This is a genomic window from Streptomyces sp. PT12, from assembly GCF_003311645.1.
In the GTDB taxonomy this organism is placed as follows: domain Bacteria; phylum Actinomycetota; class Actinomycetes; order Streptomycetales; family Streptomycetaceae; genus Streptomyces.
Window position 1 is genome coordinate 42,853 of record NZ_QEST01000048.1, and the last position, 17,496, is coordinate 60,348.

The following is a 17,496-nucleotide window of genomic DNA, read 5'->3' on the forward strand; positions in this document are numbered from 1 at the left end:
ACTCGTCGCTCCACTCGTCGTGTCGCTTCACTCGTCGCTTCACTTGTCGATGTCGCCGACCACGAAGAAGAACGACCCCAGGATCGCCACCATGTCCGCCACCAGCGTCCCCGGCAGCAGCTCGCCCAGCGCCTGGATGTTGTTGAACGACGCGGAGCGCAGCTTGAGCCGGTACGGCGTCTTCTCGCCCTTGGACACCAGGTAGTAGCCGTTGATGCCCAGGGGGTTCTCCGTCCAGGCGTAGGTGGCGCCCTCGGGGGCCTTGAGCACCTTGGGCAGCCGCTGGTTGACGGGCCCTGGCGGCAGCTCGGCCAGCCGGTCGAGGCACGCGTCGGCGAGGTCGAGTGAGTTCTTCGCCTGGTCGAGCAGCACCTCGAAGCGGGCCAGGCAGTCGCCCTCGTCCCTGGAGGCCACCCGCAGGACGTCGCCGAGATCGCCATAGGCCAGATACGGCTCGTCGCGGCGCAGGTCGAAGTCCACGCCGCTGGCCCGCGCGATCGGCCCCGACACCCCGTAGGCGTGCACGGCGCCCGGCGCCAGGACCCCCACGCCGCGCGTCCTGCCGCGGAAGACCTCGTTGCCGAGCACCAGGTCGTCGAAGCGCGTCATCCCGCCGCGCACCGCCGCCACCGCCTCGCGCGCCCGGTCCGTCCAGCCCGCGGGCAGCTCGTCCTTGAGGCCGCCGACCCGGTTGAACATGTAGTGCATGCGCCCGCCCGAGACCTCCTCCATCGCGTGCTGGAGGCTTTCGCGCTCGGTGAACGCGTAGAAGATCGGGGTGATGCCGCCGAGCTCCAGCGGATAGGAGCCCAGGAACATCAGGTGGTTGAGCACTCGGTTCAGCTCGGCGAGCAGCGTGCGCAGCCACACGGCGCGCTCGGGGACCTCCATGCCCAGCATGCGCTCGACGGCGAGGACGACGCCCAGCTCGTTGGAGAACGCCGACAGCCAGTCGTGCCGGTTGGCCAGGACGATGATCTGCCGGTAGTCGCGCGCCTCGAAAAGCTTCTCCGCGCCCCGGTGCATGTAGCCCACCACCGGCTCGGCCTTCGAGATGCGCTCCCCGTCGAGTGTCAGTCGCAGCCGCAGCACGCCATGGGTCGCCGGGTGCTGCGGGCCGATGTTGAGCACCATGTCGGTGGTGCCGCCCTGGCCCTCCTCCGCGCCCGCGGCCCCGCCCCCGATCCCGACCGTCGCTCGCGTGGTGCCCGTGGCGTCCGTCATCACGTCTCCCAGCTGCCCGAGGTGCGCGTGGCCCGGCGCCAGTCTGTCACCCCGAACGCCTTCCCGCGCCGGGTGGATTCGGTGAGCATCCTCGTAAGCTTCAAGGCATGGACACGGTGGCTGAAGGACCGCGACCGGACGGGGGGTCCGAGGTGGCCGAGGTGGCCGAGGTGGCCGAGGTGACAGGCGAGCACTGGCGCCCGGTCCAGCCGGGCCTGCTGCGGATGCGCAGGCTGCTGCTCGCGCTGTGGCTGACCCCGCTCACGCTGGTGGGCGCGCTGCTCCCGCCGCTGCTGGGCGCGGGCGCGCTGGGAGCGCTCGGGCTCGTTCCGCTGGCCCTCGGCCTGTGGGGCTGGCGCGCCCTCGGCCGGAACTGGCGCTCGTGGCGCTACCGCGAGCGCGACGACGACCTGCTGATCAGCCGGGGCGTGCTGTGGCGGCAGCTGACCGTCGTGCCCTACGGGCGGATGCAGCTCGTCGAGGTCACGTCGGGGCCGCTTGAGCGCAGGTTCGGCCTGGCCAGGCTCCAGCTGCACACGGCCGCCGCGGCCACCGACGCCACGATCCCCGGGCTGACCCCGCCGGACGCGGAGCGGCTGCGGGACCGGCTCACGGAGCTGGGCGAGGCCCGCTCGGCGGGGCTGTGAGCGGCATGGCGGCGGGGACGGCCGAGCCATCGGGGCCCCTGGACGACTTCCCCGAGTACGGCTTCCCCGAGGGGCGAGGCAAGCGCCTGCACCCCCTCACGCCCTGGCGGCGGGCCTGGGCGTGGCTCGCCGGTCTCTTCGCCGTCGGGGTGCAGAACGCGCAGAACGTCAGGTCGTGGTCGGGCTCCGTGGGCGTCGGCTGGCTGCTCGCTGCGCTCGCCGCGGTCGTGCTGTGCGCGGCGGCCTACGGCTGGCTCTCGTGGCGCGCGACGCGCTACCTGGTGACGGACACCGAGCTGCGGATCCGCACGGGCCTGGTCTTCCGCCGCACCGCGCACCTGCGCCTCGACCGCATCCAGGCCGTCGACATCACGCGCCCGCTCGTGGCCAGGGCGCTCGGCGTGGCCAAGCTCAAGATGGACGTCGTCGGCTCGGGCTCGGGCGACGAGCTGGCGTTCCTCGACGAGCGGGAGGCGCGCGACCTGCGGGCCGAGCTGCTGGCCCGCGCCGCGGGGATCGCCCCCGAGGCGGCGCCGACGGCGGGCGAGGCACCGGCGAACGCGCTGTTCACCGTGGACTCCGCGACGCTGGCCAAGGCGCTTGCGCTGCTGGGGAGTTCCTGGGGGCCGACGCTCGTGGGCGTCGTGCTGACGCCGTTGATCTGGGCCGGGACCGCGAGCGTCTTCGCCGCGCTCGTCGTGATCCTGCCCATGCTGGCCGCGATCTGGCGCGGCGGGCTCGGCAGCTTCCTCACCCAGTACGGCTGGACCGTCAGCGAGTCGCCCGACGGGCTGCGCCTTGACCACGGCCTGCTCCAGCGCGACCACGCCACCGTCCCGCCGGGCCGCGTGCAGTCGGTGCGCGTGCTGGAGCCGTTGCTGTGGCGCCCGCGCGGCTGGGTGCGCGTGGAGCTGTCCGTCGCCGGGGCCGGGAACGAGGGCGGGCTGCTCCTGCCCGTCGCGCCGCGCCCCGTGGCCGCCGCGCTCATCGCCAGGATCCTGCCCGATGTCGACCTCGACAAGGCCATGGCCGCCGTGCGCCCCGCCCCCGACCGGGCCCGCTTGGCGGTGCCCGTCTGGCACAGGGGATACGGCTACGGCGTGACCGGCGCCGTCTTCGTCGCGCGCCGCGGGCGCCTTCGCCGCGAGCACACGCTCGTGCCGCACGCCAAGGTGCAGAGCGTGCGGCTGACGCGCGGACCATGGGCGCAGCGCCTCGGCCTCGCGGACATCCATGTGGACCACGGCGCGGGCGGCACGGCGACCGCCCGCCTCCAGGACGCGGCCTACGCGGCCTCCGAGGTCGCGGCCCAGGCCACCCGCTCACGCCTCGGGCGCCGCAGCGCGGCCCCCGAGCGCTGGCTCACCGGCGGCCGGTGAGCGCGGCGATCACGCCTTGCCGCCATTGGCCGCGATCAGCGTGAGGAGCGCCTCGGCGGCCGTCTTGACATGACCCACGTCGCCGAGCTCGAACGCCCCGCGCGCGCCCCAGCCGGGTGCGACGTTGTACTTGTTGCCGTTGCCCAGCGTCAGGGACACCGTCTTGCCGCCGGTGAAGCGGATCTTGGACGCGGTGATCTGCGCAAGGGGCGAGCTGTCGATGGGCTGCCGCTCGGTGCCGAGCAGGCTCAGCACGCCCTGGTTGTCGATCACGATGAAGCCGTGCTGGGCCAGGGGCCGCAGCCCCTTGCCGATCTGCACCTGCTCGAAGACGTACCGCGGCTGGGAGCTGGTCATCCCTCACCTTCCTCTGGTTCACGGCTGACGGTCAGGGTGGCCGCCATCTCGTCTGCGGTCTGGGCGAGTTCGGGCCCGATGGCGGGGCTCGCCCAGGTGACGGTCATCTCGAAGACGCCCTTGGGGTAGTCGGGCACGATCACATAGTGCGAGACGTACTCCATCAGCACCCGGCGTTCGTCGTCGCCCTCCTCGTTGACCACCAGCTCGTGCACCCGCAGGGCCTGGCCCGCGGGCAGCTCGACCTCGTCGATCAGCGGCTCGCGGTACCTGAAGTCGCGCGGCTTGCGCACCTGTCGCGCGATGTTCTCCAGGGTGCGCTCCTCGCCCACGTCCACGGGCGCGACAAAGACGGTGACCACCACGAGCGGCCGCGAGAGCGACGGGACCTCGGGGACGAAGACCATCACGGGCGAGGCGCCGCGCTCCAGCGCCCCGTCCCTGATGGCCTTGAGCTCGGGATAGGCGAGCTCGGCGTACTCCTGGTTCTCCGCGCCGCCGCGGTCGGCGATCCGCTGCGCGGCCTCCTCGGCGGCGTTGATGGACTCCATGTCGAGGGGGATCCACCCGCCCTCGGGGTGCTCGAACGCGGCCACCCACTCGGTCATGACGTCGTGCCCACTCTCTCTTCCGACTCTTCCGAAGGGTGCCCGGCGCGGCGCGGCTCAGCGCGCGACGGCCTCGGACGGCTGGTACGTGAACTCGCCCGCCCCCACGGGCTCCTGGACGAAGCCCTCGGGCAGCTCGGCGCCGCCCTCGGCGTACGAGGGCCAGTCGCCGAGGGAGCCGATGCCCTCGACGCCCCACAGGCCGACCTGGCCCGAGCCCGCGCCGAGCGCGTTGTTGGCCATCTGGAAGCCGCCCGCGCGGCCGAGGCCGCCCACGTCGGCGCCGAGGTCCCCGGCCCGGTTGAGCGAGGCGAGGGCGCTCGCGGAGTCGGTGGAGCCCAGGATGCGGTGGATGCCGCCCTGGAGCCCGCCGCCGCGGAACGCGCCGCCCGCCTGGCTGAACGCCTGGCCCCAGTTGGAGCGCGACAGCACCGTGCCCGCGTCGCGCACGAAGTCGCTGCCCACGCCGCGGAACGTGGCGCGGCCCCAGCCCATCAGCCCCGAGGGGCCGCTGCGGGAGAGGGCCAGCAGGTCCCCGCCGCTGTCGCCGAGGACGCGGGCGGCGTGCGCGTTGCGCGCGGCCCTGTTGCCCGCCGTCGAGATGCGCATGACGTTGCGGAACGCCTGGAAGCGCGCGCCGCCACCGGCCGCCCTGGCCGCGACGCCGAGCGAACGGCCCAGGCCGAACGTGACGATGCCGATGATGTCGAGCGCGGCGTTGAGCCACTTGCCCTGGATGATGTTGCCGATGAGCGAGAACACGCTCGCCACCAGGGCGATCGTGCCGAGAATGCCCGCGAGCGCCTGCCCGATGATGGGTATCCAGCCCACGAGCAGCGCCAGGACCCCGCAGATGGCGGCGATTCTCCCGGCCCACTCGCCGATCACCACCAGGACCTCGCCTACCTTGTCCCAGAAGCCGTCCTTCAGGCCGTCGCCGCCGATGAAGTCGCCGATCGCGTCGGCCGCGCGCTGGGCGGCCGAGTCCTTGTTCTCGACCAGCGTGGCCAGTCGGCTGCGCAGACTCGCCAGCTCCGCCTCGGCGTTGCCCTGGGCGGTGCGGGCGTCGTTCTGCTGCTGCTCGTTGGTCTCGCGGTCCGCGTCCTCCATGTCGTCGTTGTCGGCGGCGTCCTCGAGGTTGCCGAGCTGCGCGGCGGCGGCGTCGGCGCGCTCCTTGGCGTCCTGGGCCTGGGTGCGGAGGGTGAGGCTCTCCTCCTGCGCGTCCTGGAGGTGCGGCCAGTAGTCCGCGAGGGCGCTGGCCGCGGCGTCGTAGCGGCCGTACGCCTTCCAGATGTCATCGGACAGCTCGGTGGACTTCTCGCGGAACGCCTCGCCCGCGGGCGACTGCCAGCCGTTCTCGGCGTTGGTCACCTCGCCGAGCAGGGTCTTGGCGCGCTGGATGGCGTCCGCGGTGCGCCGGTAGCGGGCCGCGGCCTCGCGGACCAACTCCCAGTCGCCCGGGACGGGGTCCTCGCCCTCGGTCAGCGGATACCAGTCGGCAGGGCGCGTCATCGTCAGTTCCCCTCGAGGGCGTTGGTCAGCTCGAGCTCGACGCCGTCGTACCCGTCGGCGGCCGCCTTCGCCATCTCGACGAACGACTGGAGCGACTCCATCAGCTTGTTGCGGTGGATCCGCCAGTTCTCGGCGAACTGCTCGAGCTCGTGGGCGAGATCACCGTGGCTGACCTCCTCCGCGTAGTCCGAGGCGATGTCCTCGGACCCCTCGAACTCCGTGGCGACAAGGCGGAGTTTGTCGCTCAGCTCCCTGACCTCGCCAATGGTCACGATCAGATCAGACATTCCCACCCCTTTCACTCATGGCCGGATGACCGGCGAGCGCTACCTCGACCAGCGGAACGAGGAGGCGACGGCATCGAAGAGCTGCATCTGCGCGTCGGCCAGCTCAAGAAGGGGCGCGCTGAACGTCAGCAGCAGCCACGCGGTCGAGTGGGGGACGGGCAGATAGAACTCCAACAATGTGCTCGGACGCTGCTTCGGCGCTCCGAGTTCCCTCGTGGAGTCACTGGTTTCGAGCCGGCGGCAGCGAACGGCGTTGCCCGAGGGAAGCCGCACCACCGAGACCTCGGCGTCCTTGCCGTACTTGTCCCTGATGCCGTCGGCCACCATCACCGCGGGAATCTGCCGCGGCTGGGCCGGGTCCTCGGGCTCGGCGGTCACGAGCAGGCTCGCGGGGATCGGCACGCCGAGCGCCGCCTGGGTGGAGACATACAGCTCGACGCCGTCGCGCTGGGCGCTGCTTTCGGTCACACTCGTCATCAGATCGAGCAATTCGCGCCGCTTGAGCGCGAATTCGTCGCGATTCGGATAGGTGATGTCCAGCAGTGCCCGCAGCGCCTTGCCGCGCTTATCGCCGTCGCGCAGGGGTATCCGGAACCAGTCGGTCGGCGTGGTCATCCGGTAACCGGTCGGCGGCGCGGGCTTGTCCGGCTCGGCGGACTCGCCCCGCCCGTCCCGCTCCCCCGCGTCCTCGACGGCGTCCCCGACCCCCGCCTGCCGCTCATCCGCCACCGTCACGCGGAACTCCCCGTTCACATCAGCACACTGGACATCGTCGGACTTCCATCCGATGCGTCAAGGTACCGTATCCGGCCACTCAGGAAGGGGGCAATGAAGGCGAGGTGAACGCCTCAGCCGATTTCCGTGATGCCCCCGCCGCCGCCCTCGCCGTCGCCGCCCTCGTCGGCGCTCCCGCCTTCGTCGTCCTCGTCGTCGTCGCGGTCGATGAGCACGGGCGAGCCATGGTGGCTCCACACCTTCCACGCGCCCCGCCCGTCGCGCCGGAAGACGTTGGTCGCGACGACGAGGCCGCCCACCAACGGGCCCGCCGAGCCGTCCTCTTCGGCCGGACCGCCGCTGAGGATGTTCTCGGTGCAGGTCACCACCGCCGTGTCGCCGAGCACCGAGACCTCGACGTCGGTGAGGAAGAACTGGATGTAGTCGGTGTTCGCCATGATCAGGGCGTACGACCTGATCACCTCGCCGCGCCCGCTGATGACCGGCCAGCCGGGGTGGACCACATGGACGTCCGCGTCGAGCCAGGTGGCGGCGAGCGCGTCGAGGTCGCCACGTTCAACGGCGTCGTACAGCGCGGTGTTCGCGGCCGAGACCGCCTCGACGTCCGTGCTCGCGCCCCCGCTCACGCGGCCTCACCGCCCGCGCCCGCGACGGCGCGCACCACGCGCACCGCGTCCGCGCTCGCCGCCACCTCGTGCACCCGCACCGCCCACGCCCCCGCGCGCGCGGCCAGCGCCGTGACGGCCGCGGTCGCCGCGTCGCGCTCGCGCGCGGGCGGCGGCGTGCCGCCGGGCTCCGAGAGCACCCGGCCGAGGAAACGCTTGCGGGAGGCGGCGATCAGCAGCGGGCGCCCGAGCTCGGCGCGCAGCCGCGCGGCGGCGGCCACGAGCGCCAGGTCGTGCTCGGCCCGTTTGGCGAAGCCGAGGCCCGGGTCGGCGATGAGCCGGTCGGCCGCGATCCCGCCCGCCACCGCCCGGTCCAGGCTCTCCCGCAGCTCGGCCACGACCTCGGTCACCACGTCCCCGTAGACCGCCCTGTCGTTCATGTCCACGCTCTGGCCGCGCCAGTGCATCACCACGAACGGCACCCCCGCCGCGGCCACCACCGGCACCATCCGGGCGTCGGCGCGACCGCCGCTCACGTCGTTGACCAGGAGCGCGCCCGCCTCGACCGACCGCTCGGCGACCGAGGCCCGCATCGTGTCCACGCTGACCACCACGCCGCCCGCGGCCAGCTCCCGCACCACGGGGATCACCCGGCGCAGCTCCTCGGCCTCGTCCACCCGCGTCGCGCCGGGCCGCGTGGACTCCCCGCCGACGTCGACCAGGTCGGCGCCCTGGGCCACCAGGTCCATGCCGCGCTTGACCGCGGACTCGGCGTCGAACCAGCGGCCGCCGTCGGAGAACGAGTCCGGTGTGACATTGACCACGCCCATGACCGCGCAGCGGTCCCACCGGGGCAGGCCCGTCACGCGGCCGTGCGAGATGCTCATGGCACCAGGGTAGGGGCTGGATCCCGCCACCCGACCTCGCTCGCGGCGGGAACACGGGACCGTCCCGAGGCGCTGAGAAGGGCGCCCGAGCCTCGCAGGTAGATTCGATCGCCCATGCCGATACCGTGCTGGCACGCGCCGTCGGCCACCCGACCGAGGGGAGTTCCGCCATGGACCGCATCACCCTGCGCGGCCTGCGCGCCACGGGCTTCCACGGCGTTCTCCCGAGGGAGCGCGCCGAGGGACAGCCCTTCGTCGTCGATGTCGTCCTCGGCGTCGACACCCGGGCCGCGGCCGCCTCCGACGACCTCGCGCGGACGGTGGACTACGGCGTGGTGGCCCAGGAGGTCACCGGCACCGTGACCGGCCCGTCCTGCGACCTGCTGGAGACGCTGGCCCAGCGGATCGCCGACCGGTGCCTGGCGCACGAAGCGGTGCGCGAGGCCGAGGTGACCGTGCACAAGCCGCGGGCGCCGATCGCCGTCCCCTTCGACGACGTGACCATCACCATCAAGCGGAGCCGAGCATGACCCCGAGCATGTCCCCGAGCACGCCCCCGCCCGACGGGGCGTCCGCCCCCGACCCGACCGTGCAGCCGGTGCCCGCCTCCGTCGTCCACCAGGTCGATGCCGCCGACACCACCCTGCACAACCCCAAGTACGCCGTCCTCTCCCTCGGCAGCAACCTCGGCAACCGGCTGGAGAACCTCCAGGGCGCCGTCGACGCCTTCGCCGACACCCCGGGTCTGCGCGTCAAAGCGGTCTCCCCCGTCTACGAGACCGAGCCGTGGGGCGTCGAACCCGGCACCCAGGCCGCCTACTTCAACGCCGTGGTCGTCATCAGGACCACGCTGCCCCCGGCCTCCCTGCTCGAGCGCTCGCACGCGATCGAGGAGGCGTTCGCCCGCGTGCGGGACACCCGCTGGGGCCCGCGCACGCTGGACATCGACATCGTCAGCTACCAGGGTGTGGTCTCCGACGACCCGGCGCTCACCCTGCCGCACCCCCGGGCCCACGAACGGGCCTTCGTCCTGGTCCCGTGGCACGATGTCGAGCCGGGTGCCGAGGTGCCGGGCCGGGGCCGGGTGGCGGAGCTGCTGCCGGGGCTCGCCGACCAGGGCGTGACGCACCGCGGGGATCTCACGCTCGTCCTGCCGGACTGACGGGACCGACCGGCCCGACCGGCCCGACCGAACGGGCGTGGCACAGGAAGAACTTCACGACGAGGGGCGCGTAGAGCGGTGAACCAATTGCGGATCGGGACCCTGGCCGGGCTGTTCGCCGCGGCCATGGGTCTGTGCTGGGCGGGGGCCGGGCTCTGGGAGTCCTTCGGCAACACCCCGCCCGCCGTGCCCCTCTTCTCCCCCGTCATCCTCGGGCTGATCGCCGCCGTCCTCTTCGCGACCGCCCTCTCGCTGCGCTCGCGGCTGCGGGCGTGGCGGGAGCGGCGCCCCGGCGCGCGCCCGGTCGACCGGTTGATGGCGGCGCGCGCGGTGGTGTTCGGGCAGGCGAGCGCGCTGGTCTCCGCGCTGGTCGCGGGGTGCTACGGCGGCTTCGGGCTGTTTCTCGTGATGGAGCGGCTCGATGTCCCCAACCGCCGTGACCAGGCCATCTACGCCGGGCTCGCCGTGCTCGCGGGCATCGCGGTGGTCGCCGCGGCGCTCTTCCTCGAACGCGTCTGCCGCCTCCCCGAGGGCGACGACAACGGCGAGGGCGGCAACGGCCCGATGCGCTCGGCCGCCTGAGCCGGGGGCGCGCTCGGGGCGTTCCGGCGGGGCGTTCGGGCGGGGCGTTCGGGCGGAACGTTCAGGCGCCCGTCACGCTCTCCAGGGCGACCTCGGCGCGCGCGATGTCCTGCGCGTCCGCGTCGATCGAGCGGCGCAGCGCCTCGTGCAGGCTCGCCGGGGTCAGCACGCCGAGGAAGCGGTCGTCGCCGTCGAGCACCGCGATCCAGCCCGCGTCGTACTGGAGCATCGTGCTGAACGCCTGCTTGAGCGACGCGCCAAGCGGCAGCCACGCCTCCATCCGCCGCGCCCGCGCCGCCACGGGCCCCTCGCCCTCCGGGCCGCCCGCACCGTCCTCGGCCGGGATCGGCACCCAGCCGTGCAGGAGGTCGTTCTCGTCCAGGACCACGGCCCAACGCGCCCCCTCCGCCCACATCCTGCGCACGGCGACCGGCATCGGGTCGGCGAGGTGCACGACAGGGGGCTGCTCCAGGTCGCCCTTCTCCACGGGCGTGACCGAGAGCCGCTTGAGCCCGCGGTCGCTGCCGACGAACGAGGCCACATAGTCGTTGGCCGGAGCGCCGAGCACCGCCGCGGGGGAGTCGAACTGCTCGATCCTGCCCTGCCCGTACACCGCGATGCGGTCGCCGAGGCGCACCGCCTCCTCGATGTCGTGCGTGACGAACAGCACGGTCTTGCGCACCTCGGCCTGGAGCCGCAGGAACTCACTCTGAAGCCGCTCGCGCACCACCGGGTCCACCGCGCCGAACGGCTCGTCCATCAGCAGCACCGGCGGATCGGCCGCGAGCGCCCTGGCCACGCCGACGCGCTGCCGCTGGCCCCCGGAGAGCTGGTCGGGGTAGCGCCCGCCGAACACGGCCGGGTCAAGGCCCACCAGGTCGAGCAGCTCGGCCGCCCGCGCCCGCGCCTGCGAACGCCGCCTGCCAAGCAGCGTGAGAACGGTCGCGGTGTTGTCGAGCACGGTCTTGTGGGGGAAGAGCCCGATCTGCTGGATGACATAGCCGATGCGGCGGCGCAGCGTGACCGGGTCGTAGTCGGCGACGTCCCTGCCGTCGAGCAGCACGCGGCCCTCGGTGGGCTCCTCAAGGCGGTTGACCATGCGCATGGTGGTGGTCTTGCCGCAGCCCGAGGGCCCGACCAGCGTCACCAGCTCGCCCGCGGCCACCTCGAGGTCGAGGTCGTCCACGGCCACCGTGCCGTCGGGATAGCGCTTGGACACATGCTCGAACCGCAACATGTTCATGATTCTGACAGATACGGGGTCTAGGGTGGGGGAACATGAGTGCGGTTATGGCGGAGAGCTGCCTGACGCGAAACGAGTGGATCTGCGGGGAGTACCTGCGGTCGCGTTCCGAGGAGCTGACCGACGCCACCGTCGAACATGTGACGATCACGCTGGTCGCGATAGCCCTGGCGCTGCTGGTCGCGTTCCCCCTGGCGCTGCTCGCCCGCCGCTGGCGGCTGGCCGCGGGCCCGATCCTCAGCCTGACGACCGTGCTCTACACCGTTCCCTCGCTCGCCATGTACGCGCTGCTGCTCCCGGTGTTCGGGATCTCGGTGTCGGTCGTGGTCTGCGGCCTGGTCCTCTACTCGCTGACCATCCTCGTGCGCAACATCCTGACCGGCCTCGACTCGGTCCCCGACGAGGCCCGCGAGGCGGCGCGCGGCATGGGATACGGGCGCGCGCGGCTGCTGTTCGGCGTGGAGCTGCCGCTCGCGCTGCCCTCGCTCATGGCGGGCGTGCGGATCGCCACGGTCTCCGCCGTCTCGCTCACCACCGTCGGCGCGATCGTGGACCACGGCGGCCTGGGGAATCTGATCTACACCGGCATGGACAGCTACTTCAAGGCACAGGTGCTCACCGCCTCGGTGCTGTGCGTGCTGCTCGCCGTCGCCGCCGACGTGCTGCTCCTGGGCGCGCAGCGGCTGCTCACCCCCTGGACCAGGGCGGGCGGGCGCGCCGGACGAAGAGGGGCGGCACCGATCCCCAGGGACTCCGTCATCGACGCGCCGGGGACGGTGGTCTGACATGGGCGTTCTCCCCGACACCTGGACCTGGCTGACCACGGCGGAGCACTGGTCGGGCGACGGCGGCGTGTGGGCCAGGCTGTCCGAGCACCTCTATCTCACCGGCGTGTGCCTCGCGCTCGCCTGCGCCATCGCGCTGCCGCTCGCGATGTGGCTCGGCCACGGCGGTGGCCGCCGCTTCGGCGGCGCCCTGGCGATCAACATCTCGAACGCTGGCCGCGCCGTCCCTACGTTCGCGGTCCTCGTCCTGCTGAGCCTGGGCCCGCTCGGCGACCACGGCGACCTGCCGACGATCGTCGCGCTCGTCCTGTTCGCCGTCCCGCCCCTGCTGACCAACGCGTATGTGGGGCTGTCCGAGGCCGACAGGGACGTGGTCGAGGCCGCCAGGGGCATGGGCATGTCGCGCTGGCAGCTGCTGGCGCGCGTCGAGGTGCCGCTGGCGTTCCCGCTGATCATGACGGGCGTCCGCACCGCGGCCGTCCAGGTCGTCGCCACGGCCACGCTCGCCGCGCTGGCCGCCGGTGGCGGCCTCGGCCGCATCATCACCGCGGGGTTCGCCACGTACGACACCGCGCAGGTGGTCGCGGGGGCCGTGGTCGTGGCCGCGCTCGCGCTGCTCGTCGAGGGCGTTCTCGCGCTGGCCCAGCGGCTGTTCGACCCGGGCCACCGCCGGCGCCCGGCCCCCGCGGCCGCGCCCGCCACCGCCGTTCCGGCCCCGACGGCCCCGACGGCCCCCTGAACGCAGTCCATCCCCTCATCAACGGAGACTCCCGTGACCGCGAGAACCCCCCGCAGCAGGACCGCGCTGCTCGCCATCGGCGCCGCCACCGCCCTGGCGCTCTCCCTGACCGCCTGCGGCGGCGACACCCTCGAGGAGGAGGGCAACGGCGGCGGCAGCGGCGAAGGCGAGGAGCGGGGCGGCGGCTCGCTCACCATCGGTGGCGCCAACTTCACCGAGGCCACGATCATGACCGAGCTCTACGCGCAGATCCTCGCCGACGCCGGGTACGACACCACCATCACCAGCACCGACGGGCGCGAGCTGTACGCGCCCGAGCTGGAGAGCGGCGCGATCGACGTCGTCCCCGAGTACGCCGCCACCCTGACCGAGTATCTGAACGCCCAGGTCAACGGCCCCGAGGCCGAGCCCGTCGCCACCTCGGACATCGACGAGACCCTCGCCGCGCTGCGCGAGCTGGCCGAGCCAAGGGGCCTGACCGTCCTTGACGCGGGCGAGGCCGTCGACCAGAACGCCTTCGCCGTCCGCGCCGACTTCGCCGCCGAGCACGGCCTGGAAACGCTGTCCGACCTCGGCGAGAGCGGGCTGCCCGTCCGCCTGGCCGCGGGCGAGGACTGCCCCGAACGGCCGTTCTGCCAGCCGGGCCTCGAAGAGACCTATGGCATCGACATCGAGGCCCTCGACCCGCTGGGCGTCGGCACCGTCCAGTCCAAGCAGGCCGTCGCCGACGGCGACGACGACCTGGCCCTGGTCACCACGACGGACGCCACCCTCGAGGACTTCGGCCTGGTGCTCCTCGAAGACGACCAACGGCTCCAGCTCGCCGACAACCTCCTGCCCGTCCTCAACACCGAGTCGGCGGGCGACCCCGAGATCGCCGAGACGCTCGGCCGCCTGACCGAGACCCTCACCACCGAGGACCTCACCGAGCTGAACAGGCAGGTCGACTCCGAACGCCGCAAGGCCGACGAGGTCGCGCGTGACTACCTCGTGGAGCAGGGGCTCATCGACGGCTGAGCCCTACATAACTCCCAGGGAACAACCCTCAGGGCACCCTCCCACCCGCACACGGCGTCACGGTAAGTTTCGCCCATGGCACGTGGACGTCACCGATCCTCAGCACTGCATCGGGTGCTGATTCCGGGTGTGCTGGGCGGGTTGGCGCTGGGCTGCGCCGTCGGCTCCTGGCTGCTGGGCGACGGGGACGAAGCCATAGCGCTGCGCTTCCTCGTCGCCGCGGCGGCCGGGTGCGCGGTCGCGCTCGCGCTGCTGCTGCGCCGCTGGGACCTGGAGGCCGGGCGGCAGGTCGCCCGCGAACGGGCCGCCAAGGCCGGGATGAGCTGGCAGATCGAGGAGCGGCAGGCCGAGCTCGAAGAGGCGCAGGAGCTGGTCGCGTCCCTGGAGGACAAGATCCGCGACAAGCGCGTCGACCTCGGTCGGCTCCGCTCCGAGCACGCCGACCTCCTGCGGCGTTACGCCACCGCGGAGAGCGAGCGCGCCAAGGCCCTCGAGGGCAGCCGCCGCCTCGCGCTCGAGGCGGGCAAGGCCGCCAAGGCGCTGCCCGCCCAGGCCACCGACCACCGCACGGCGGGGGGCGCGCCCACCCCGCTGACCTACCGGCAGGCGCACGAGGCGTTCACCCGGCTCGCGCGCAGCGCCGCGCGCCAGCGCGAGGCCCGGGAGCCGGAGCCCCACGAGGCGGCCGGGGCGAAGGAAGCACCCGAGGCGCGGGGCGGCGCGCCGGGGCGGGCCAAGGAGCCCACACCGCCCGCGCCCGGCAAGCCGCCGCTCGACAGGCCGTCGAGGGAGAGCTCCCCGAGGCAGCGGCCACCGCTCACGCCACCGCCCCAACGCCCCGGAGGATTCGACTTCTTCGGCACGGGCACGGGCACGGGCACGGGCGCGGGCACCGGCGCGGGCACCGGCGCGCGCCCGCCCACGTCCCGGGAGACGCGGGAGGCTAGCGGGCGAGGATGAGGCTCATCGCCTCGGCGCGCGTGGCGGCGTCCCTCAGCTGCCCGCGCACCGCCGAGGTGGTGGTCTTGGCGCCCGGCTTCCGCACACCGCGCATGGTCATGCACATGTGCTCGCACTCCACGACGACGATCACGCCGCGCGGCTCCAGGATCCGCATCATCGAGTCGGCGATCTGCGTCGTCAGCCGCTCCTGCACCTGAGGCCGCCGCGCGAAGACGTCCACGAGGCGCGCCAGCTTGGACAGCCCCGTGATCTTCCCGCTGCTCGACGGGATGTAGCCGATGTGCGCGTGCCCCACGAACGGCACGAGGTGGTGCTCGCACGTCGACAGCACCTCGATGTCCTTGACCAGCACCATCTCGTCGTGGCCCAGGTCGAACGTCGTGGTCAGCACGTCCTCGGGGCGCTGCCACAGCCCGGCGAAGATCTCGCGGTAGGCGCGGGCGACCCGCGCGGGGGTGTCCCGCAGGCCCTCGCGGTCCGGATCCTCGCCGACCGCGATGAGCAGCTCCCGTATGGCGTCCTCGGCGCGCTTCTCGTCGAACGCGCCGATCGGCCCCTGCCGGGACTGCTCACCCCTCGGCGTCACCGCGTCGGTCATGTGCTTCCTCGTTCCTCGTGGCGGCGTCCGCCCCGCTCCGGCCGCCCGTCTCGGTACGCACGGCAGCGCCCCTCACGATAGAACGCGAGGGGCGCGGGGGGCATTCCGGTCAGCCGTGGCCGGGATCAGCTCTCGGAGGGGCGGTCCTCCGCCGACTCCAGCGGGGGCGTGCCCTTCTCCAGGGAGCCGTTCGCCAGGTTGATCTCCTTGGTGGGGAAGGTGACCGGCGGCCGGGTCGAGGGCGTGCGCCGGGCGGAGCCGGTCCACGCGGGCCGCGGGGGGCGCTTGATGACCGGGGTGAACACCTCGGCCAGCTCCTCCTTGTTGAGCGTCTCCTTCTCCAGCAGCGCGAGCACGAGGTTGTCGAGCACGTCGCGGTTCTCGACGAGGATCTCCCACGCCTCGTTGTGCGCCGTCTCGATCAGCTTCTTGACCTCCTCGTCCACCAGCCCCGCGACCTCCTCGGAGTAGTCGCGCTGGTGGCCCATCTCCTTGCCGAGGAAGGGCTCGGAGCTGTCCTGGCCGAACTTGATGGCACCGAGCCGCTCGGTCATGCCGTACTGCGTGACCATGGCCCGCGCGGTGGTCGTCGCCTTCTCGATGTCGTCGCCCGCGCCGGTCGTCGGGTCGTGGAAGACCAGCTCCTCCGCCGCGCGGCCGCCCATCATGTAGGCGAGCCGGTCGAGCATCTCGTTCCGCGTCGTGGAGTACTTGTCCTCCTCCGGCAGCACCATCGTGTAGCCGAGCGCCCGGCCGCGGGAGAGGATCGTCACCTTGTGCACGGGGTCGCTGTTGGGCGAAGCCGCCGCGACGAGGGCGTGCCCGCCCTCGTGGTACGCGGTGATCATCTTCTCCTTCTGGCTCATGATCCGCGTGCGCTTCTGCGGACCGGCCACCACGCGGTCGATCGCCTCGTCGAGGAACTTGTTGTCGATGAGCTTGGCGTTCCCGCGCGCGGCGAGGAGGGCGGCCTCGTTCAGCACGTTGTTCAGGTCGGCGCCGGTGAAGCCCGGAGTGCGGCGGGCGACCGCGGACAGGTCCACATCGGGCGCGACGGGCTTGCCCCGCTGGTGCACCTTGAGGATCTCCAGACGCCCCTGCATGTCGGGCCGGTCCACGGCGATCTGCCGGTCGAAGCGGCCAGGGCGCAGCAGCGCCGGGTCGAGGATGTCGGGGCGGTTCGTCGCGGCGATCAGGATCACGCCGCCCTTGACGTCGAAGCCGTCCATCTCGACCAGCAGTTGGTTCAGCGTCTGCTCGCGCTCGTCGTGCCCGCCGCCCATGCCGGCGCCGCGGTGGCGGCCGACCGCGTCGATCTCGTCCACGAAGACGATCGCGGGCGCGTTCGCCTTCGCCTGCTCGAACAGGTCACGGACCCGGGAGGCGCCCACACCCACGAACATCTCGACGAAGTCGGAGCCCGAGATCGAGTAGAACGGGACGCCCGCCTCGCCAGCGACCGCGCGGGCCAGCAGCGTCTTGCCGGTACCGGGCGGGCCGTAGAGCAGCACGCCCTTGGGGATCTTGGCGCCTACGGCCTGGAACTTCGCGGGCTCCTGAAGGAACTCCTTGATCTCCTGAAGCTCCTCGACGGCCTCATCGGACCCGGCCACGTCGGCGAACGTGGTCTTGGGGGTGTCCTTGCTGATGAGCTTCGCCTTGGACTTCCCGAAGTTCATCACGCGGGAGCCGCCGCCCTGCATCTGGTTCATCAGGAAGAGGAACACGATGATGATCAGCAGGAACGGCAGGATGGACAGCAGCATCCCGACAAACGGGTTCTGCGACTTGGGCGAGACGGTGTACCCGTCGGGGATCTGGCCGTCCTGGAACTTCGACTGGAGGTCACGGGCCAGCAGCTCGCCCTGGCCGTCGATGTAGTTGGCCTGGACCTTGTCGCTGCCCTCGATCTCCTGACCGTTCTTGAGCTCGATCCTGACCGTCTGCTCGTCGCCGGTGGTGAGCTCGGCCGACCTGACATGGTTCTGGCTGATCGCCTGGACGACCTTGCCGGTGTCCACATTCTTGAAGCCCTCGGACGAGCTGAACACCTGCATCAGCAGAATCACGGCGAGGACGACCAGCACGATCCACATCACTGGCCCACGGAAATAACGCTTCACGTCTATCCATACGGGGCGGCGCGGCCCCGTCCCTCCTGCCACA

General features: G+C 72.4%; 20 protein-coding genes. 9 read left to right on the plus strand and 11 right to left on the minus strand.

Translation table 11 applies throughout. The features are described 5' to 3' along the window. Window positions 1-39: 39 nt before the first annotated feature. Window positions 40-1,134: an NADH-quinone oxidoreductase subunit D gene (locus DEH69_RS04610; RefSeq protein WP_113685666.1), complete on the minus strand. Its 1,095-nt coding sequence runs from the start codon at window positions 1,132-1,134 to the stop codon at window positions 40-42. Between the two features lie 314 nt (window positions 1,135-1,448). Between DEH69_RS04610 and DEH69_RS04615 the strand changes: the two genes are divergently transcribed. After that, window positions 1,449-1,871, plus strand: coding sequence for a PH domain-containing protein (locus DEH69_RS04615; protein ID WP_309302757.1), 423 nt, complete (start codon window positions 1,449-1,451; stop codon window positions 1,869-1,871). A 5-nt stretch (window positions 1,872-1,876) separates the two neighbouring features. Beyond that, window positions 1,877-3,250: a PH domain-containing protein gene (locus DEH69_RS04620; RefSeq protein ID WP_113685667.1), complete on the plus strand. Its 1,374-nt coding sequence runs from the start codon at window positions 1,877-1,879 to the stop codon at window positions 3,248-3,250. Window positions 3,251-3,259: 9 nt separating this feature from the next. Here the strand turns inward: DEH69_RS04620 and DEH69_RS04625 are convergent, their stop codons facing one another. The 7 genes from DEH69_RS04625 to folP all read right to left on the minus strand — a co-directional run bounded on the left by DEH69_RS04625 (window position 3,260) and on the right by folP (window position 8,241). Next, on the minus strand, window positions 3,260-3,607 hold the full coding sequence (locus DEH69_RS04625; RefSeq protein ID WP_113685588.1) for a hypothetical protein: 348 nt from the start codon (window positions 3,605-3,607) through the stop codon (window positions 3,260-3,262). Then, complete coding sequence (locus tag DEH69_RS04630) at window positions 3,604-4,215, minus strand: hypothetical protein (protein WP_113685589.1); 612 nt, start codon at window positions 4,213-4,215, stop codon at window positions 3,604-3,606. The genes DEH69_RS04625 and DEH69_RS04630 overlap by 4 nt, the downstream gene beginning before the upstream one ends. Before the next feature lie 57 nt (window positions 4,216-4,272). Beyond that, a complete protein-coding gene (locus DEH69_RS04635; protein WP_113685590.1) occupies window positions 4,273-5,727 on the minus strand; it encodes a hypothetical protein in 1,455 nt (484 codons plus the stop codon). 2 nt (window positions 5,728-5,729) lie between these two features. Then, complete coding sequence (locus DEH69_RS04640; RefSeq protein WP_113685591.1) at window positions 5,730-6,014, minus strand: hypothetical protein; 285 nt, start codon at window positions 6,012-6,014, stop codon at window positions 5,730-5,732. A 39-nt stretch (window positions 6,015-6,053) separates the two neighbouring features. Further along, window positions 6,054-6,749, minus strand: a complete 696-nt coding sequence (locus DEH69_RS04645; RefSeq protein ID WP_147255418.1) for a hypothetical protein — start codon at window positions 6,747-6,749, stop codon at window positions 6,054-6,056. A gap of 113 nt (window positions 6,750-6,862) precedes the next feature. Beyond that, on the minus strand, window positions 6,863-7,375 hold the full coding sequence (locus DEH69_RS04650) for a nuclear transport factor 2 family protein (protein WP_113685593.1): 513 nt from the start codon (window positions 7,373-7,375) through the stop codon (window positions 6,863-6,865). Next, window positions 7,372-8,241: a dihydropteroate synthase gene (folP, locus tag DEH69_RS04655; protein WP_181727253.1), complete on the minus strand. Its 870-nt coding sequence runs from the start codon at window positions 8,239-8,241 to the stop codon at window positions 7,372-7,374. Before folP ends, DEH69_RS04650 begins: the two co-directional genes overlap by 4 nt. Before the next feature lie 170 nt (window positions 8,242-8,411). On the opposite strand from folP, the gene folB reads away from it, so the two are divergent. From folB to DEH69_RS04670, 3 genes are all read left to right on the plus strand, one after another. Continuing rightward, complete coding sequence (gene folB / locus DEH69_RS04660) at window positions 8,412-8,771, plus strand: dihydroneopterin aldolase (protein WP_113685594.1); 360 nt, start codon at window positions 8,412-8,414, stop codon at window positions 8,769-8,771. A gap of 8 nt (window positions 8,772-8,779) precedes the next feature. Then, entirely contained in the window at window positions 8,780-9,403 is a 624-nt protein-coding gene (folK, locus tag DEH69_RS04665; RefSeq protein WP_113685669.1) for a 2-amino-4-hydroxy-6-hydroxymethyldihydropteridine diphosphokinase, read from the plus strand. Between the two features lie 78 nt (window positions 9,404-9,481). Further along, a complete protein-coding gene (locus tag DEH69_RS04670; protein ID WP_113685595.1) occupies window positions 9,482-9,985 on the plus strand; it encodes a DUF3180 domain-containing protein in 504 nt (167 codons plus the stop codon). A 61-nt stretch (window positions 9,986-10,046) separates the two neighbouring features. Here the strand turns inward: DEH69_RS04670 and DEH69_RS04675 are convergent, their stop codons facing one another. Continuing rightward, on the minus strand, window positions 10,047-11,222 hold the full coding sequence (locus DEH69_RS04675; RefSeq protein WP_113685596.1) for an ABC transporter ATP-binding protein: 1,176 nt from the start codon (window positions 11,220-11,222) through the stop codon (window positions 10,047-10,049). A 53-nt stretch (window positions 11,223-11,275) separates the two neighbouring features. On the opposite strand from DEH69_RS04675, the gene DEH69_RS04680 reads away from it, so the two are divergent. The 4 genes from DEH69_RS04680 to DEH69_RS04695 all read left to right on the plus strand — a co-directional run bounded on the left by DEH69_RS04680 (window position 11,276) and on the right by DEH69_RS04695 (window position 14,729). Continuing rightward, on the plus strand, window positions 11,276-12,013 hold the full coding sequence (locus tag DEH69_RS04680; RefSeq protein ID WP_113685597.1) for an ABC transporter permease: 738 nt from the start codon (window positions 11,276-11,278) through the stop codon (window positions 12,011-12,013). A 1-nt stretch (window position 12,014) separates the two neighbouring features. Next, window positions 12,015-12,752, plus strand: a complete 738-nt coding sequence (locus DEH69_RS04685) for an ABC transporter permease (RefSeq protein WP_113685598.1) — start codon at window positions 12,015-12,017, stop codon at window positions 12,750-12,752. A gap of 33 nt (window positions 12,753-12,785) precedes the next feature. Beyond that, window positions 12,786-13,769 (plus strand): ABC transporter substrate-binding protein, encoded by a 984-nt coding sequence (locus DEH69_RS04690; RefSeq protein ID WP_113685599.1) that lies wholly within the window; start codon window positions 12,786-12,788, stop codon window positions 13,767-13,769. A 114-nt stretch (window positions 13,770-13,883) separates the two neighbouring features. Continuing rightward, on the plus strand, window positions 13,884-14,729 hold the full coding sequence (locus tag DEH69_RS04695) for a hypothetical protein (protein ID WP_147255420.1): 846 nt from the start codon (window positions 13,884-13,886) through the stop codon (window positions 14,727-14,729). Here DEH69_RS04695 and folE read toward each other — a convergent pair. Further along, a complete protein-coding gene (folE, locus tag DEH69_RS04700) occupies window positions 14,713-15,330 on the minus strand; it encodes a GTP cyclohydrolase I FolE (protein ID WP_113685601.1) in 618 nt (205 codons plus the stop codon). The genes DEH69_RS04695 and folE overlap by 17 nt on opposite strands. Before the next feature lie 125 nt (window positions 15,331-15,455). Further along, window positions 15,456-17,459: an ATP-dependent zinc metalloprotease FtsH gene (gene ftsH / locus DEH69_RS04705; protein ID WP_113685670.1), complete on the minus strand. Its 2,004-nt coding sequence runs from the start codon at window positions 17,457-17,459 to the stop codon at window positions 15,456-15,458. Between the last annotated feature and the right edge of the window lie 37 nt (window positions 17,460-17,496).

Coding starts and splice junctions, on each gene's coding strand:
- DEH69_RS04610 (WP_113685666.1), bottom strand. CDS start 1,134: ATGGTGCTCAACATCGGCCCGCAGCACCCGGCGACCCATGGCGTGCTG.
- DEH69_RS04615 (WP_309302757.1), top strand. CDS start 1,449: ATGCGCAGGCTGCTGCTCGCGCTGTGGCTGACCCCGCTCACGCTGGTG.
- DEH69_RS04620 (WP_113685667.1), top strand. CDS start 1,877: ATGGCGGCGGGGACGGCCGAGCCATCGGGGCCCCTGGACGACTTCCCC.
- DEH69_RS04625 (WP_113685588.1), bottom strand. CDS start 3,607: ATGACCAGCTCCCAGCCGCGGTACGTCTTCGAGCAGGTGCAGATCGGC.
- DEH69_RS04630 (WP_113685589.1), bottom strand. CDS start 4,215: ATGACCGAGTGGGTGGCCGCGTTCGAGCACCCCGAGGGCGGGTGGATC.
- DEH69_RS04635 (WP_113685590.1), bottom strand. CDS start 5,727: ATGACGCGCCCTGCCGACTGGTATCCGCTGACCGAGGGCGAGGACCCC.
- DEH69_RS04640 (WP_113685591.1), bottom strand. CDS start 6,014: ATGTCTGATCTGATCGTGACCATTGGCGAGGTCAGGGAGCTGAGCGAC.
- folP (WP_181727253.1), bottom strand. CDS start 8,241: ATGAGCATCTCGCACGGCCGCGTGACGGGCCTGCCCCGGTGGGACCGC.
- folB (WP_113685594.1), top strand. CDS start 8,412: ATGGACCGCATCACCCTGCGCGGCCTGCGCGCCACGGGCTTCCACGGC.
- folK (WP_113685669.1), top strand. CDS start 8,780: ATGTCCCCGAGCACGCCCCCGCCCGACGGGGCGTCCGCCCCCGACCCG.
- DEH69_RS04675 (WP_113685596.1), bottom strand. CDS start 11,222: ATGTTGCGGTTCGAGCATGTGTCCAAGCGCTATCCCGACGGCACGGTG.
- DEH69_RS04680 (WP_113685597.1), top strand. CDS start 11,276: ATGGCGGAGAGCTGCCTGACGCGAAACGAGTGGATCTGCGGGGAGTAC.
- DEH69_RS04685 (WP_113685598.1), top strand. CDS start 12,015: ATGGGCGTTCTCCCCGACACCTGGACCTGGCTGACCACGGCGGAGCAC.
- folE (WP_113685601.1), bottom strand. CDS start 15,330: ATGACCGACGCGGTGACGCCGAGGGGTGAGCAGTCCCGGCAGGGGCCG.